At 35.2% G+C, this 17,847-nt stretch carries 8 protein-coding genes; 4 read left to right on the top strand and 4 right to left on the bottom strand.

Annotated features, from left to right (window positions below):
• The first annotated feature begins 880 nt into the window (after positions 1-880).
• Positions 881-1,915: an LIC10774/LIC10365 family surface protein gene (locus tag BW942_RS19120; protein ID WP_000196638.1), complete on the top strand. Its 1,035-nt coding sequence runs from the start codon at positions 881-883 to the stop codon at positions 1,913-1,915.
• 272 nt (positions 1,916-2,187) lie between these two features.
• The gene (locus BW942_RS19115; RefSeq protein ID WP_000475337.1) at positions 2,188-2,499 is read left to right on the top strand and encodes a DUF1565 domain-containing protein; all 312 of its coding nucleotides are present in this window, start codon (positions 2,188-2,190) and stop codon (positions 2,497-2,499) included.
• 489 nt (positions 2,500-2,988) lie between these two features.
• Here the strand turns inward: BW942_RS19115 and BW942_RS19100 are convergent, their stop codons facing one another.
• The 4 genes from BW942_RS19100 to BW942_RS19085 are packed head-to-tail and all read right to left on the bottom strand — an operon-like array spanning position 2,989 to position 14,742.
• On the bottom strand, positions 2,989-10,755 hold the full coding sequence (locus tag BW942_RS19100; protein WP_000251310.1) for a PD40 domain-containing protein: 7,767 nt from the start codon (positions 10,753-10,755) through the stop codon (positions 2,989-2,991).
• 3 nt (positions 10,756-10,758) lie between these two features.
• On the bottom strand, positions 10,759-11,355 hold the full coding sequence (locus BW942_RS19095; RefSeq protein WP_000795862.1) for a hypothetical protein: 597 nt from the start codon (positions 11,353-11,355) through the stop codon (positions 10,759-10,761).
• A 13-nt stretch (positions 11,356-11,368) separates the two neighbouring features.
• Positions 11,369-14,377: an LIC_11026 family protein gene (locus BW942_RS19090; RefSeq protein ID WP_000402226.1), complete on the bottom strand. Its 3,009-nt coding sequence runs from the start codon at positions 14,375-14,377 to the stop codon at positions 11,369-11,371.
• Positions 14,378-14,400: 23 nt separating this feature from the next.
• Complete coding sequence (locus tag BW942_RS19085; RefSeq protein WP_000695903.1) at positions 14,401-14,742, bottom strand: STAS domain-containing protein; 342 nt, start codon at positions 14,740-14,742, stop codon at positions 14,401-14,403.
• Between the two features lie 177 nt (positions 14,743-14,919).
• Between BW942_RS19085 and BW942_RS19080 the strand changes: the two genes are divergently transcribed.
• Positions 14,920-15,915, top strand: a complete 996-nt coding sequence (locus BW942_RS19080; protein ID WP_000840858.1) for a glycosyltransferase family 2 protein — start codon at positions 14,920-14,922, stop codon at positions 15,913-15,915.
• A 32-nt stretch (positions 15,916-15,947) separates the two neighbouring features.
• A complete protein-coding gene (locus BW942_RS19075) occupies positions 15,948-17,828 on the top strand; it encodes a hypothetical protein (protein WP_000760152.1) in 1,881 nt (626 codons plus the stop codon).
• The last annotated feature ends 19 nt before the right edge of the window (positions 17,829-17,847 follow it).

Raw genomic sequence — 17,847 nt, 5'->3', positions numbered from 1 at the left:
TGCCACCGGCCTTCTTGACTCCGTCGATTCAAGAGTATCACACTTCGACTTGTCTTACGTCCAAGAATCATACTAATCTATGAATCGCGTTGGAAAACTCAGCACAACGCTTTCCTATGGGTCGCGTTGTGGGATGGGAACTAAGTTTTACAGAGGATTTGTCGTAATTTCGACAGATTTATATTGAGATCCAAATACTTGTGGGGTTGGTGATGATAGGGAGCTGCATTGAATTTAGGAAAGCGTTTTATTGAGTTCAAGAAGCGAGACACTGAAGAACCGATGAGTTTCACAAAAATGTGGGAACTAGTGCATTTGATTAAAAATTTCTAAAGAATTTTACTACATAAAATTTTTTGAGGTTTTGGTTGAGACAAACTCTTAGATCAAACTCAGTAATAGTTCCTACATTCTCAGTGTTAGTTTGTAAAATCTAGATTTGTAAAACTACAATCAAATTCAATTCAATCAAGAAATTTGAAACTTACCAACAAACCAAAAACCTATATAACAAAAAGTAAGAAGCCTCATCTAAATTGAGAGGATTATAAAAATAAAAACCACCCAAAATCTTTCAAAAAATGTATAAGCCTTAAACGGCTTTCATTCAAATTTGAAACTATACACTTCTAGGAGATTAAAAATAAATCGTTAGGTGTATTTTAACCATACTTTCGGGTTTAAAACGACTTTAACGATTATATTGAAAGATCAAAATAAATTTTATATTTATAATTTTATAAATTGTTTTATAGCATTACGCCTTGAAAGAAAAACTTTTTTCACTTTTGTGAAAAATATCCAAACAAATCTGTTAATTGAGCTAATTTGACGATGAGAAGTAAAAAATTTTTATCGTCGCCCAAATCAGGAGAAATCAATGACACGATTTTTATTGCTATGCCTTAGCATCATTTTACTGTTAGGTGGTTGTACAAACGAAAAAGAAGGTAAAGAATCCGACTTAGCACTTCTATCCGGAATTATCGACCCAACGAATTTGTACATATCTAATCCAGATCAAAATGATTCTCGGAGTCTAACTATCCGAATACCTATCTATGTAGATAACGTTATCGGAAATGATAACTGGCCGGGCTCTAATAAGGGCGCACCACTTCGAACCATCACCAAAGCGATTGCTTTGGCAGGAGGCAGACACGACGTCCATGTTGCACCAGGTGAATACTCCGAACAAACCGGAGAAAAATTTCCAATTCGAATTCCGGATGGAGCTACTCTGATTGGGGATGAATTAGGAAAAGGATTAGGTTTCGTTTTATTCTATGATAAATCAGGAAACCATCCAGGTCCAAAACCAACTACAATTCAATTTCATGCAGATGATCTTAAAGAAACAATCCTACTCGGAGAAAACTCTACCATAGCTGGATTCAATTTACAGAACCCAATTGCTTTGAGAGCATACGGTTCTAAAATTAGAAACAATACAATCTCCCAAGGAATCGGAATTTTCCCTGCAAACACATCTAACGTACCATCCGGAGGACATACTATCAGCGGAAACTTTATCGGCTCCAAAAAAGCACCTAACTATAACTATGGAGTAGGTATCTTTGTAGATAGAACTACTTACGAAAATAAAATAGAGAATAATACGATTTATCGAAACCGATACGGAGTTGTCATCCGTCCGCTAGGTAAAGCGGATTTAGGCGGAGGTTCTCAAGGAAGCGTTGGAAATAATATTATTTCTTGCAGCTTAGAAATGGACTTAACGTTTCTATTTGATATAAACACGAGACTTTATGCACAAAATATCAAATTGGATCACAATCCTCCTACCTATGAGAGCTCACAAAATTTTCCAAAAGGAGTTGATATATACAGACCGGGACCTTACGGAACCATAGATATATCTGGATATTCTTTGGCTCCAAATCCTTGCAACTAATAAGTATTAGGTGATATTAATCTTTTAGAGTAAATCGACCTTTCCAACTTTGGAAAGGTCGTTTTTAGACTTGCAATGTATCAAATATTCAGAAAATATAATTTAAACAAAATCACAATTTTCATTAAACAATCATCCTACAACAACTACCTCCAACAAAAATACAAAGTATAGAATGTTTTTTAATCGTTGTATGAGGTAAAAGCAAAATAGTATGTTCGATATACTCGTTTAGTCTTAAAACTCTAAACAGCTTTTATATAAAATCAAAATTGTTTAAACTGGATCTTACAATTTACCGTAACAGAAATGGAATTGAAGTTGCTCCGAGTGGTTTAATTGACTTAGTTGGAGGTCCTACAGGAAGTGTAGGCAATAATATTCTTTCTTGTAGTGAATTCTCGGATCTAACTTTCGAATTCAATTCGTATCAGTTTATTTCCGCTCGAAATAACAAATGGGATCACAGTCCCCCAACGTTTAACCCTTTAGACGGCACATATAGAACAGACATAAACAGATACAATTTAGGTAATGTAGATATTGCAGGACATCAGGTAGCACTAAATCCTTGTGAGAGATAATCACCTAAAAACATTATTAAAAAAGATTAATATAACGTGAGTTCTATGTAAGTAGATCTGGGCGAATCCGGCTTGCCACAGGCAGCCGGACCGGGCTCTCAGCTCTGGTCAATAAATTGTAAATAGGGAACTTTATATAACATATCATCTTTACTTTCAATTTATTGACCTCGCATCGATCCCTTTCGCGTTATACTAAGCTCACGTTAATAGATTCAACTTGGCTCTTGATTTTTTTATGAGCCGAGTTCAAACGAATTATATCAGAACCTGTCTCAAAACTTCAAAAAATTTTACATGATAATTCTTTAGAAATTTTTAATCAAATGTAGTAATTCCTACAAATTAGTTTCATCTGCCAATTTGTAAACTTTCGAGCAGTTCTAATATCGTTAAATTTTCGTAGTAGTTACCACATAGGACGGCTCTGGGACAAGCGCGTAATAAAAATAACACCCCTAAAATGTATTCTTTAGCCTTATCTAAAATCTATTCTTCTAATATAATACTATTCGTATAAAGCCTATAACCGTTCCAAATTCGATCCAATGGATATGCTTCTTTAATTGCATCTAACGTTTCTTGGAACCGAATATAAAGTGGGACCTTGGACAAGCTCCGTTTCGTAAAACGTTTTAAAAAATCCACGTGGGCCGTATCAGTCTGTTCTCCAATAAATATTACACCCGGACTTTGAAAATTTTGAGAGATCCAATAAAAAGAATCCCTATAATTTATAATATCATAATATTCATCATCTAAAAAAGAAGAAGTAAAAATCCAATTTCCTTTTTTCGGAGAGCCATAAGAATCTGCAAGCGCCTTTCCACCTAAACTTAAATGCACCTGATCAACAATTTCTAAAGGATCTTGTAGAATATAAAGACGACTTTTAGAATCGGAACCTAATTTACCGGAACCCGCCTCAAAAACTTCAAGTTCTTTTAAAGACTTCTTCCAACTTTCTGGAAGTTTAGAATTTTCTAAAAATTGAATTCGATATTCAGGACTAAATTCTTCCTTTGTAGAAACAATTGGATTGGAAACTAAAGACTGAGGATCATTTACCAGATAAAATTTATCCTCCGTTCTTGGAACCAAAGGAATCCTAAAATGATACGAACTCAAATAGAGATAGGTAAGTTTATTTTTTGCAAGTTTAACGTTTCTTCTATATTCGTTTTCAAGTTCTTCCCTAAGTAAAACCTCGTAACCACCTTTCGCCGCCTCTTCTAAATATTGAAACAAAGAAGCCCTGAGTTTACGGTTGTCTTTAAACGCAAGATCTCCTTTAGATTTTCCTTTTAAAAAACGGATATAAAAGGTTTCAAGCCCCAAATCTGTCACTGCAAGAAATTCTTGATCCGCGGGAAGTTTTTCTTTAAGTTTGTCAGCAACGGCAACAAAAGTAGGAATGTCTTTATAATCGGGAATTGAATTTAATACCACGGGACGAGTAAGAGATAAGAGATCTTTTGCCAAAACTAAATCAAAGAATACTTCTGAATTATTTTTCTTAAAACAAAGTTTTTGTAAATACACGATCCAATCCAACAGCTCCGTCCTTTCCTTAGAACTAAAACGATTTCCACGTTTGGATCTGATCGTAGAATTTAGAAATTCTACAAATTCATTCGGAGGTTTAGAAGCCGCCTTTTCGTAGAGTAAAAGCCATTCCGTTTTTTCATCTCCTTCGGCAACGGAAGAAATCTTACCCAAATGAAAAAGTAATTTATTATTTAGAATATTCTTATCTCTGAATATACTTTTTGATTCCGTCTTATAACGAGAATCTATTTTATCCATCCAATCCTTACTTTTAGATAACTCTCCCCTCGAAAACAGGGCTTGAGAATAACCAAGCACCATACGTAGAGCCCTAGATTTTGCTCCGGTATTCCACTCGTATTCCACCAAGGATTCGGTGAGTAAGTCCAACTCTTCGTTTTCTTGAAACGGAATAGAATATAAAATCAAATGATATAAAAGACTTCTTTCTTCCGCATCCAAAGACTCGAACAATTTAGAAGAATTTCCGTAGACCTCTGAATAAAGAGAATAAGGAGAAAACCAAGCTCCCGTAATTTCTCTTCTCCAATTTCGAAATAATCTTTCTCTAAATTTTCCAGTATCTTCTTCGGCTTCTTTTTCTTTTAAAATTCTAAGCGCTTCTTTCCAGTTTCCGGAAAGAATCAAATATAATTCTTCTTTTCTACGAATTTGATTTTTAGAAAGTGCACTTCCTTGTAAAAAATACTTCTGAGCGTACAATCCTTGAAGGATTTCTTCTACAGCTATTATTTCGTCTGGATCATGAGTAAATTCAAGCGCGAGTCTACCGGCAAACTCCCCTAGTTCCGGCTCGTAATTAGCTCTTGCAATTTTTAGAATATTCTTATAATATAAATAAGGGTCGTAAAAAGAAAAAACGGTTTTATCCGAAACTTTTAAGGATAAGGGTTCTACAGAAATACCATTTTTCAATAGATACAAATTTTTTAATAAATTTCTTTTTTGAAAATCGGTTATATCTTCGAAAGAATAAGAATTACAATCAGAAAGATTTTTATCTAGATAACAGTTCAAAAGCGCGGAAAATAAAATCGAATCTTTTACTGTTTCCAACTTTGTATTCTGCAAAAGATCACCGTAGATTTCTTCCATCGTAACTTGGGGGGAAAGTTTCCACTTTAGACGAAGAACATCCAATTCCGCGGCCAAAAACATATCTTCCTTTTTTAAAAAAGAGCGATACGAAAAAGCGTGTGTATACGCCTCTCTTACATTGTCTTTCCTTTCATTTTCCCGAACCAACAAACTCAGATTTTCCAAAGATATAAACACATCTTTTTTTCTTAATACACTGGAACCCAAAAATAAACTTCCAGAAATTTCTCCGGAAAATATCTTTTCGGGAAAAGCGGTGGCACAAGAATCACTCGCATTACAAATTGCAACATTACGAATTCCTGATGCATTTAACACCTCGTAAAGTTCGGAAATTTTTCCAAGATGTGGTTTTGTTTGTTCATAAAAGAGTGCCGAAGAAATTTCATTTTGATTGTGAAAAAGATCACGAACTGCAAGATTTTTTTCGGATAAACTTTCCCCAAAAGAATTATCTTCGTTTATATTTGGAAATGGAGATACAAGCATATCCGTATCTAAATGTATAGAAAATATCTGATTTGGAGTAATCTTTTTTACAGAAAGAGAAGATTTAAAATTAGGTGATCCATCTACGATTGCAACGTTACGCGTTGTTCTTCGATCCTTTTCCCGAACTGGCTTCAAATGAGAAGGTCTAAAAACTAGAGAAAATTTTTCTGGAAGAAAATTTCGAATTTTTTCAAAGTCAATACGATCCCCAAGCTGAACAAACCAAATTTTTTTAGAGACAAAAGGAATTTTTCCAGAGTTGGAAATCTGATTCAAAACTTCTTCCAACTTCCCAGTATTCACCAAATATTCTTCAGTGTACGAAGTTGCTCGATAGATTCTTATCTTATCTTCCGCAGACTCAATTCTAAGATAACCTTCATTTACATCCAACAAAGAAGTTACAGAAGGTTCTTCGATAAATATTCCCAAATAACCGTCCAAGTCCTGGTTTTTACGACTGATAACCCCTAATTCTTTTTCTAAATCCTTAGAAAGTTGAACGTATTTTTTAAGTAAACTTTCGGACTTTTCCTTTTTTTCTAACGCATTTTGGATCGCAGAATAGTAAAACTTCTGTTTTTTGATCAAGTTCTGTAGTTTTGTTATGTCTTCCGTAAAATTTGGATCCTCTGATTCGTGAGGAATCTTAATAAATTGACGATAGAGTTTTAATTTATGGAGTCGATCCAAACTTTTAAATCCGTCCGAAAACTTTCCAGATTGAAAGTTAAGCTCAGACTGAATTTTAAAAAGTTTATATATTCTAAAATACTTAAGTTCACTTATTAAATGAGGATGAGACAATAAAAGAGCACTAGCTTTATCGATTTTTTCTTTAGCTTTAAAATCATTTTTTTCTTTTCTGAAAATCTCCGCTTGGGTCACCAATGCCTCGATCCATTCTTGAATATAATAAAATTCGTTTGCGGTTTCGGATGCCAGCTCTAAAAGAGAGATTGCTTTTTGTGAGTCTTCCAATCGAACGTAAAGATTGGCTCTGCTGATCGAATAAGAAAGTCTTTCTTTTCTAGAATACGGGTCATCGGCTAGACCTACTACTTCTTTAGGAACCAAGGACGGATTTTCTAAAAGCCCTGCAGATTTTCCAAAAAATTCAAAAGCGGCTACAAAGTTCCCCATTCTAAAAAATTGTTCCCCCTGATAGTAATAAATCAGAGCCAAAGTAGGATCGTGATCCGAAAAGGAATTATAAAATTTTAATATACATTTTTTAGTTTCGGAATATATTAACTCTTCTTGATACTGAACATCCCCCAAACAACCTTTGATAAAATCAGATTTAGAGGAAAGAATACGTTCGGCCGCAGAACCTAAAGTTCTCAATTCAAGCTCTGGATCCTCGTTTGTATTTTCTAAATGACCAAAGTAGGAATAAAGTTTTCTTTTAAAGGAAGTTCTAGCTTTAGCTGCAAATCCTTTTTCGGTTTCAAATTTTTCGGCCTGTTCATAAACATCAATAGCATTTTTGAATTCATCCCTTTTAAAATGTAAATACCCTAAATCATTTAAAGAATTGGCTCCAATCAAAGAACCAGCTAACGTGGTTCCTAAACTCTTAGATTTCACATAAGCAAGTCTGGAATTAATTTCTTTAATAGCTCCATCGATTTCCATCGAGGCGATTAAATTATTTACTCGAATTCCACTTGTCATCAAAGGTTGAAACTTAGGAGAAATAGCTTCCGGAAATCTTCCTTCCCCAGAAATCCGAACTCCATCCGGCAGAGCAACTTCCCAAACCCAGTCCCAAAAATAATCCCAAAAAGCGAGTTTAACTCCTCTCGGAATCCAACCAGTTCCGACTCGATCGTCGACAATTTTATCGGCTTTGGTTAAATGCAATTCTGATAATTTATACTTTCCTAATTTTTGATAACAAAGCGCCAGACCATTATGAAGATTAACCGGATCGATCCATCCATTTTCTCCATTTAAAGAAAGTGCATCCTTATAATAAGGAATCGCGTTAGAATATTCTCCTGCTTCCATATAGGAAAGACCGGTTAACGTGAATAAAAGAGCAAGTTTGAGTTTATACTGTTCTAGTTTTTCTGCGCTGTCTTTTCCAACGATCGTTTTTTTAGACTCGTTTCTAAAGTAGATATCAGAAGCCGCTTTTAATTTTTGAATCGCGGATTTATAATCGGCCACATAAATGGAAGACCTCGCAGAGTTAAAAAGAAAGATCGCCTTTTGACGATAATCTTCGAACTGTGTTTTAGAAATAATATAATCCGAAAGTGAATCCACTTTGGAATACTGTTCGTTTGCTTTAGGATAATTTTTCAGTAGAAAATAATTATTTCCAAGATTCAATCTCAGATCGGAAAGAGCCTTTTTATTTTCAAAATTATCTCCTAAAAGTTCCAGAACCTGGCTGTATAATTCTATGTTTTCTTCGAAATTCTTTTCGGGAAAATATTTTTCATAAACACTTATATACTTCTCTTCATCGCTTGGTTGATCTTCTCCGGACTTTCTATTTTTTAATATATCCACATACTGATACATCCAACCTAAAAGTTGATAAGCCTCGTAATACCTCGGGTCTGCAAAAATAATCCATCGTAACTCATATTCAGCTTGTTTAAAATCTCTTAGGATCTCTTCTTTTTTAGAAGAAGTCATCGATTTAGTAGAATTGTAATACGTTTCGCGAATTACACTTCGGTTGATCAAATAATACGAATAGCCGTATAACGTAGCTAGATCCAAAACGGGTCTGGCTCTAGGAACGGCTTCCTTATAGTATTGATTGATATAAACAAGGCCTTCTTCAGCAAGCGGGTCGACCTTAGCAATATCAATCACATCCAATTGATTCAAAAGGGCTTTTTTTCTTTCTTCACTTAGAGAACCAGACAATTTAAATACCGCATCCACCATCATCCTTTGATAATAAACCGCAAATTCCTTATAAAGGCTTTCCAGAAATAGGTTTCTGCTTTTTACTAAAAACATATTTTCGGTATTATAAAAGTAATGAAATGCAGCGTCTTGAAGGTTTCCTCTTCGATCGTGATCCCTCGCTTTATTTTCAAAATAAATAAAAGAACGTTCTATCTCTTTTTCTTCTAAGTCTACGCCTAAAAGAGGATCGTATTCTTCCAAATAAATTCTAAGTTCGTCAAAGGATTTTTGAACTTCTCCCAATCCTTTAAAATTATTCGATTTTAGAAGATGTATTTTTAAAAAAAGTGGATCACTTTTGGCAACCTTGGACAAAAACGTATTCAATAAAGAATTACTTTCTTCGAAAGAACCTTTTCCGTTTAAGCCTAGAGATTTAATATATAAAAAATATTGAAACAACCTAGGAGATTTATTTTCAAGAGAATTAGATTCGATCGAAATTTCGGAGGCGTTTATTTTTTCCGAAAAACTTTTTCCTACGACCACTTCTCCATCAATCCGTTCGTATAAAAGTTTTAAATCCTCTTTCCCAGCGCTCAAATCATTTGCTACCCTGAAAAACGGTTCCGGAATTTTATAATGATTTAGATGAGCGTTTTTATACTGTAGATCTCCCGACTTTCGATAAACATCTCGAATCCTATAATAATCTGGATAATGAATTATAATTTCATCATATACTTTTAAAGAATGTTGAGAGTCTCCCGACTTTCGAGCCAAGTCCCCCTCTTCTTCCAAAAGAGAAGCCAATAAATTTTTTCCGGTATCTGAAATGACGCGAATTTGTTCGTAGTATTTCCTCAATTCCTGAATAGAAACAGTAAGTTTTTTTTCATTAGAAAGAAATAAACCATAAGCCAGTCCATAAACCGGGTTTAAACGAGAAGATAGAATTTCTTTCTTTGCGTTTTCTGCAATTATGGTTCTTCCGGAATTTTTTGCTTCCTCGTATTTTAAAAGAAGCGCCTTAGAAAAGATCAAAGGATAAATAGGATCTTGCGAAAAATAAAATTCGATCGCGTCTATAGCCAAAAGAAAATCTTCAAAACTCTGTTTTTCCTTGTATTTCAAAGCAAGTTCGTATTGAGAAATGATATCCTTTTCTTTGGATACAGAACCAGACGCCGGAATAAAATAGATATTTAGAGTATCATAATATGCTGCAGTAAATAAAATAGAACCGCCATTAAACGCAGAAAATCTAGAATCAAATAAAGAATCATTACCAGACGTCAACCTACGAACCACACCCGTTTTTAGATCCTTTCTTACGATTAAACTATTGTCTCTTTCGTCCAAACGACCATTGCGATTTGTATCGTTTTGAATTGAAGTATAATACAAATACCGTTTATCCTCCGAAAGAGACGGAGAAAAATTTAGATAAGAATCTTTGGTAAGTCTTTCGTTTTTACCAGAAGAAAGATCCAAAAGATACACATCTCCAAAAACTCCGTCTTGATACGAAATATAAACGATCGATTTACCGTCTTTGGACCAAAACGGAGAAGCCCCTCCCTTTTGAGTCAGCAATTTCATCGGCTCCTTGCCTTCCGTATCCAAAACGACTAAATTCTGAATTCCTGGAGTCAGACGATCCGTGGAAAACACCAAATGACGCCCATCCGGTGCAAAAAAAGGATCCGTATCTACATAAGAATCTTTTTTACCTGTATCAGAAAAATTAGAATTTGTTAATATTATAAAGTCCGAATTTATAAATCTTTTTCCTTGAAGGATCTTATCCGCCCACAAACCCGGATTCATTTTAAGTAAAATTAAATCTCCCGAAGAATCGTATTGTTCGGACACGAAGACCAACTTCTTTCCGTCTGGACTGATTGCAGGTTTATATTCAGGAGCGGGATGAGTAGTAACCGGAACCGTAATCGAACTTTTCAAATCCCTAAACCAAATATCGTAGTTTCCCTTTTGACCGGTTGTATAAAAAAGATAACTTCCGTCTGCCGTGGTAGAATTGTATAAATTATTTCCTCGCTGCACAGTAAGAGGAAACGGTTTTTCATTTTCAGGAGTAAAATAATTTACGGCGATAGAAGTATAATTGAATTCCAAAGGTTTAATTCTGGAAGCCGCTCGAAAAATAGAACAATGATAAAAAAAGAAAAAACTAAAGAAGCAGATTCCAAATCGAACCATAATCTACTCCTTACGAATCCACTTGCCAGGAGACTTTTCATAGTATTCACCTTTTTCTACAAGTCGATACCAAGTTAGTTTTAAATGTTCTGACTTTTCTTTAGAAGCAGTTTTAGAATCGTTTTCGAAACGACTAAAAACCACTTTATTTCTATGTTCATTGGTAAGAGAAATCAAAGATTCGAGCCTGGACTTTACCTCGGCTTTGGAAAGTTCATTTTTAATTCCTGCCTCGGAAGCAGCCGGATTGATTCTAAGTTTACCGTCCAACCCTTCTGCCAAAAAACCTTCTTCCTTCCAGGTTCTAATTTCCGGAGCCAAATAAGCGAGAGCCCTTAAGGACATTAGAATATTTTTATCTCCTAAAGTATAATTCTCGCCCGAAAAATCTTTTTTCCAAACTTCTGCACCCGCAGAGGAATTTTTGACAGAAGCAATGAGCCAACCGTCTTTTTCCAAAATACGATCTTCTCCGATCATCTGTTTTTCCGCGGCTGTCTGAGTTTGAGTAAACGTAATCAAAGGAGATTTAATGACACAATCCGTCAAAAAAATACCTGAAACAAAAAATAAGAATATTAAAATATTTTGATTTTTCAATTTTATCCCCTTTTCATCGATACGTATCCACTTCGGATCTTGCCCTTTTAAGGAAATTTGCAAGAGGCATTCTCTGTTGAGAGATCTGGCTATTTTCTAAATTGATAATCGTATTCAAAACGGAACGTTTAAAACCGATAACCGCGTAGACTAATCCCTTTGACAACTCCACTTCGATTTTGTCCACAGCATAACTGTTATAGATAAAGTCAGTGAATACGTTCGAAGGTGTAAAAATATTTACTGCACTTTTTGCAAAATCCTGACCTATTTGAAAAACGCTGAAGAATAGATTTACATTTGGGATAGGGTCCGCCAAATTTCTACCAGACACGTTTAAATCCGCTTTGATTTTTCCGTCGTCTATCTTGGATCTCCTTTTAGGTGGAAGAAGTTGTTTTAGGTCGATGTCCTTTATTTGAACAACCGCACTATATTCCATCTTTTCTGGATCTCCTCCTCCCACATTTACGAGTATGTCTTTTCCATTGATAAGACCGTCTAAAGTAAACACTTTCAAATATTCTAATTTAAGAAAGTTCTCAGAATAATCGATTCTGGCTGACAAACCGGGCTGACCATTTTTAGGTTTTACGTAGTCAAAAGGGATTCCGCTGATGGAGGGATGAGTCCCGATAATCTGTTTAATCGTAAAGTTAGAAGCGGGAATTCTTCCATAAGTACGAATAAATTTTTCCTTATTTCCATCGATAAGATTGCGAGTAGTTTTAACAGAGAGATCGTGTACAAACGAAAACTCAGTATCCAAACCTTCGATTCGATAGAGTTTACAATCTTCACCGGGACAAAACTCATTCGCATAACCGAAGTTAGAGTTTTTAGAAATCAAAGTCCCGCTTGCAATCGAATTTTTAAGTCGGAAACGAATTGCAAAAAGCCCCTCGAAATTGATCCCCTTAAAAAGATAAGTCGGTTTATCCGATCCTAATTGTATATTTCCCTCTAAGTCAGGAATCAAATCTCCGAAAACTCCCCCTTCCGGAACCTTTTTCAAAACCCCACTGGTCACGATTCTAAACTTAGATTGAAAAGCAGTAAGATCAAAATTAGAAAGAGTAATAGAAGAATCTTTTGCTATCTTCAGATTCAGATCCATTCTAAGATCTCTTATCTGAATTCCAGGCAAATCAAATAGAAGTTTACCTGATACGGATTGTGCACCTTCAAAAATAGAATAGTTCAACCCTCCGGTTAGAATGATTTGATTTCCTAAATTATTTCTGACAGGAGCCAGACTTTCTCTAAGAGAAAATGGAAGTGTAGGTGTTAGGCGATCTAACTCCGTTTTAATTACTAAAGAATTTAGATTCATACTAAATCCTTTTCCCAAACCCAAATTTCCAATAGATGAAATTTTAAGAGATTCCTTTCCTTCCAAACCTTTGGTAGAAATCGAAATAGAATCTAAAAGAACCGAATCGGGGATAAATGGTTTTGAAAATTGAATTCTGGATTTTAGATCCAAATTTACCGGAATCGGAGACGACTTTCCTCTTCCCATTGGGAAACGAAAACCAGAAAGTTGAACGGCTCCATCTACATTCAAAGAATTGAATATTCCTGTAGCCTTCATTTTTAGACCCAAAACTCCGTTTAAGGTCTTTACATAATCCGAGAGATTTAAATTTTGAACCCCAAAATCCAAATCTAACTGGGAACCTCTTAGTATGTTTCCGGTCGCTGATAATTGAATCCCATTATAGTCAAGTGACAGTTCTTTTAATCTAAGATTTTCAAGTATAGGAACCGGTTTACTAGCGTTAGGTGTTTCTTGAGTAAATGGATGAAGTATAAAATCGGCTAAAAGTTTTAACTTAGGAATTTTATGATTTTTTCCACCGATAGAAATCAAAAGATCCTTTGCTCCAATATCTGCTTCCACTTTCAATCGAGTGTCCTTTCCAGAAATTGTAATCGGAGCCAGACTCAATTCTCCGTCCAATTTCATCTTAGGAATTCCCGGAATCGTAGATAAAAAATCGGAAAGAGGTTTTAAACGAATTAAAGACTTTTGAATCCCAAATTGAACGTTTCTTTCTTTAGAGGAAACTCCGACCATTTCTCCCGCAGCAGATAACCAAACGTCTTCGTTTACTTTTAATTCTAAGTTTTCTAGTTTGAGTTTATCTTCTTTTTCCAAATAACCGAGTTTATATCTGAGACCAAAACCAAAAGGAGCGAGTAATTTATTTTGTACTTTTATAGGAATTGAATCCGCGCCTATATCTGCTTGGGATAGGAACACTCCTCCTGGAATCGATAGATCCCGAGACAATTCCAATCCAAGTCTAAACGGTTGATCTAACGACTTAGAATTATCTTCGAAATAGATTCGAACCGTTTTTTCAGGATTCATTTTAAATCGTATAACGTCGATTAACTGAAGAATCCGAACGTTCAAAGGAATTTTTCGAAATCGAACCGTATCCAACTCAAAGGCAAGAGAAAATCCTTCCAATCCTGCTTTGTAAGAAGATAAACCAGCCTCGGACGAAACGTGTACAAATATATCTCTTAGTTCTAAATTGAGATAGGCGCTGACAGGAAGGATCGTAGATATTTCTTCTAAAGAAGAAGATGACGTTTTTTCTTCCTCAGAAGGTTGAGAAGAAGTAGGAAATAATTTTGATAGATTCCATTCTCCACTTTTTTGTCTGAGATCTATCTTAAGTCCTACGATTGCAATTTTAGATAATTTCGCCCTTCCCAATAAAATCCAAGGTAAATTGTAAGAAAGTTCCAACTCTTTTACGGAAAGAACCGGGCGTTCTTCAAAAGTTGAATCTGATTTGAGTACTAAGTCTTCAAACGCAATCCCATAAAAAAGAGAAAATTTAGTTACAGTAAAGTTAGCAGAGCCTCGTATAGAACCCTGCAATATTTTGGGAAGTAAAAGCTGTCCCGTATAACGGTTAAAGACAAGTTTGTAAATGATGAATAGACTGAGTAGGAAAAAATAAACTGTTTTATGTTTTTGAAAATGACGTTTAAATATTTCCACTTACTTTTTATAAAGAGGATCAATTAGTATTCGAAGGATTCAAGTGCTTCTTCGAGAGTCTTATAAATTTCGAAGATGCTCGCAAGTTTCGTAATCTCCATTAGATTTTCAATATCGGAATTTAAGTTGGTAAAAACCATTCTACCTTTTAAGCCGTCTATGTGTTTGTATATATTCAAAAACATACCTAAACCGGCTGAGTTAATAAAAGGAACTTTTTTCAGATCGATGATAAATTTAGGAACGTCACCTTTGGAAATATATTCTTCTATCTTCTGACCTAACTCGAACTCATTTCCCGCTTTTATCGGCCCTTCAATCTTGATGATGTGGACGTCGTTTTTAGTGGTGACTTTAATTTTCATAACCCTGACTTGGATATTGGATGCAAATATAGTTTAATTTCCTGACAATTTGTAAAGAGAATTTTTCGCGGAGCACTAAAAATGACGATAAAAACCTTTGAATCGATAGTTTGTTAGAAACGCTGGGAATATTTCTGGACAAAAAGTCCACTCCTGTGATTCTTACGGTTACATATTATGGCCGAAAGACCTCCTCTCCTTTCCGTAGTCATTCCAATCTACAACGAAGAAAAAACAATTCCGGAACTTACAAAAAGACTTGGGGTCTTAAAAAATCTTTTGTCATCTAAACATTTTTTTCGCAAAGAAGATCTAGAAATTCTTTTTGTAAACGACGGCTCGAGAGATGAAAGTTTTAGAGTTCTGAAAAAATTCTGCTCTCAAACGGAAGGGTATAGATTAGTCAATCTTTCCAGAAACTATGGCCATCAAACCGCAATCACTGCAGGAATCGACACCGCTTTAGGAATTTCTGTAGCGGTGATGGACGGAGACCTACAAGATCCTCCCGAATTTGTATGCGATCTATATTCTAAGTTACTCGAAGGATATGACGTAGTTTATGCAAAACGAAAAAAAAGACAGGGAGAATCTTGGTTTAAACTTTTAACCGCTCACGTATTTTATAGAATCCTAAAAGGAATCACTCGTTTTGACATTCCGATCGATACTGGAGATTTTAGAATTATGAGCCGCAGGGTCACGGACGTTCTTTGTTCCATGAGAGAACAACACCGTTATATCCGAGGACTTATCTCTTGGATCGGATTCAAACAGACAGGACTTGAATACGAAAGAGAAGAGCGTTTCGAAGGTAGCACAAAATTTTCCGTCGCTAAAATGCTCAAGTTCGCGTTAGACGGAATCACTTCCTTCTCCTCGGCGCCCCTTAAACTTTCTTCGTATTTAGGTTTTTTTACCGCCTTTTGTGGAGCGATATACGCGTTATACGTCATTTATCTGAAAATTTTTACTTCCGAAACGATCACCGGTTGGAGTTCCATGATGATCGTAGTGCTTATATTAGGTGGAATACAACTTCTTGCGTTAGGTATGATCGGCGAATATTTAAGTAGAGTAAACGACGAATCTAAAAACAGACCTTTATACGTGATCGAAAACGTCTATTCTACCAATTTTCAAAAACAAAAGACTAAGAAGAGAAAATCCTAAACGTTTCCGGATTTTCCACTCTGGAGCTGAATATGAAAAAATACAAATCCCTAATCCCAGGCATTTTGTTGTGTTTGTTTGCCTTGGGTCTTACGTTTTATATGGGATTTCGTCATTGGGAAATTTTTATCAGGACCTGCACCCTGAAGGACATCTTGACTTGGGACGAAAATATTCGCCTAAACGTAGTTTTAGATCAGTACCAAGATTTTAGAGAATTCAGAATTTGGAGGGCTTTTTTTCCATTTTTAGAATCCCCTACTTGGCCCCCTCTTCGCTCTTTATTCTCTCTGATTCTTTTAATCATTCCTGGAGATATGTCGATCACAGAAAAAGATTCTTTGTTGGGCCTCATTTTTTACGGACTTTGTTTTCCTTCTATCCTTTATATCGTTTATAAAATCACCGGTTCTTTATGGAAAGCGGGATTAACTTCTATCTTAACCTTGGCGTTGACTCTTCACACCACAGAAACTCCTTCCTACAGTTTATCTTCTATGTTGGAAACTCAGGGAATGTTTTTTCTATTATGGACTTATTATACTCTTTATAAGGTATATTCTTTTACCTACCCTGATTCGTTTCGTTATCCATTTGAGAAAAAAGAAAAAATCGAATTGTCCGTTTTCCTTTCTCTTTTTGGTTTGTTTTTTACCAAATATCCATACGGACTTTTATTATTCATTGCAATTTTCTTCTACGAACTCATTTCAAAAAACAAAGAATATTATAATATTTTAAAATTTTCATTAAACGAAAGATACAGAGGTGTCAGAAGAATTTTTATAGTATTTGTCGTCTTACTCGTCCTTTCCCTTCCCGTTTTGAGGGCTACTACAAACATCAACTTAGATCAAAGAAAATTCAAACTCGTAATCTATTATTGTACGGTGTTATTATTCATCGATTTTAACCTTTTTCTTTACACAAGAAGAGAAGAATGGAAAAAGATCGCTCCGTCTTCCATCCGAGTACTTTATTTGTATGCAATCGCTCCTTCTTTAGCTTGGATTTTTAGTAACCCAGACAGGGTAATGAGCCTGATCAACGCTCAGATGATCGTAAACGAGTTCGTAAAAAGTTTTATCTTAGCCTTGTTTTCCGCCCCCTCTTCCACGATCCCAGTCAGTCACGTTTTCCAAGAACCTTGGATTTTTCGAATCTTCTTTTTCGGAGTATTTGCTTTAATTTTAATATTCTTTCGAATAAAAAACAAAGGAAACTTTTTTTATTCTGTCTCGCAAACATTAAAAGATCCATTAGTCGCGGTTACGAGTATTTTATTTTTGCAATACTTGGTTATAGACGCCACCACAGGTAACAAACAGTTACGTCACGTATTTGCTCCTTTACCCACTTTGTTTACAATTTTTTCACTTTGGGTTTTCCGCTTTATAGAAGAAGATTCTAAAAAACTAAAATACGCTGCGATCGTCTTCGGAACCGTAGTGTTTATTTGGAGTAGCAGTTTGTATGTAAGAGAAGGTGGATTGTTAAGCGACAGTTTTGAAAAAGTTCAATACTTTTGTCTGAAGGGTTTTAGGACGGATCTATTTCAACCTGCAAAAGATTTAACAGCAAAAATTTCGCCAGAAGGAAAATATATCGTTTTCAACGGGTTTCATGAAGAATTTAACTTCGACAAAAAAGGCAGATTACTCGCATCTGAAATCGATCTGTTGATGAGAATGAAAACTCTCTCAAAAGGTAAATATAGAAACGATTCAAGACACAAATGGAAATCTTGGGAAGAATTTTCGTCCGCACTTGTAATCACTCCTACTTGCGGTCAAAAAGAAATGATGGATAAGTTTGGAATTCGTTCTGCAGCCGTTGGTAAAAGTACAACTCTTAAAAAAGAATACAAACATCCTTCTGGAAATTTTTGTATGAGAGAATACTCGATACAATGACCAAGTCAACAATCCTCAC

Origin of the sequence: Leptospira interrogans (genome assembly GCF_900156205.1) — a bacterium.
GTDB lineage: Bacteria > Spirochaetota > Leptospiria > Leptospirales > Leptospiraceae > Leptospira > Leptospira interrogans.
The sequence above is the reverse complement of the archived record's forward strand: the minus strand, read 5'-3'. Positions and strand labels throughout refer to the sequence as shown.

What these genes read in the sequence shown, in the direction of transcription:
- BW942_RS19085 (WP_000695903.1), bottom strand. Translation starts at nt 14,742, where the DNA reads ATGAAAATTAAAGTCACCACTAAAAACGACGTCCACATCATCAAGATT.
- BW942_RS19075 (WP_000760152.1), top strand. Translation starts at nt 15,948, where the DNA reads ATGAAAAAATACAAATCCCTAATCCCAGGCATTTTGTTGTGTTTGTTT.
- BW942_RS19120 (WP_000196638.1), top strand. Translation starts at nt 881, where the DNA reads ATGACACGATTTTTATTGCTATGCCTTAGCATCATTTTACTGTTAGGT.
- BW942_RS19080 (WP_000840858.1), top strand. Translation starts at nt 14,920, where the DNA reads ATGGCCGAAAGACCTCCTCTCCTTTCCGTAGTCATTCCAATCTACAAC.
- BW942_RS19100 (WP_000251310.1), bottom strand. Translation starts at nt 10,755, where the DNA reads ATGGTTCGATTTGGAATCTGCTTCTTTAGTTTTTTCTTTTTTTATCAT.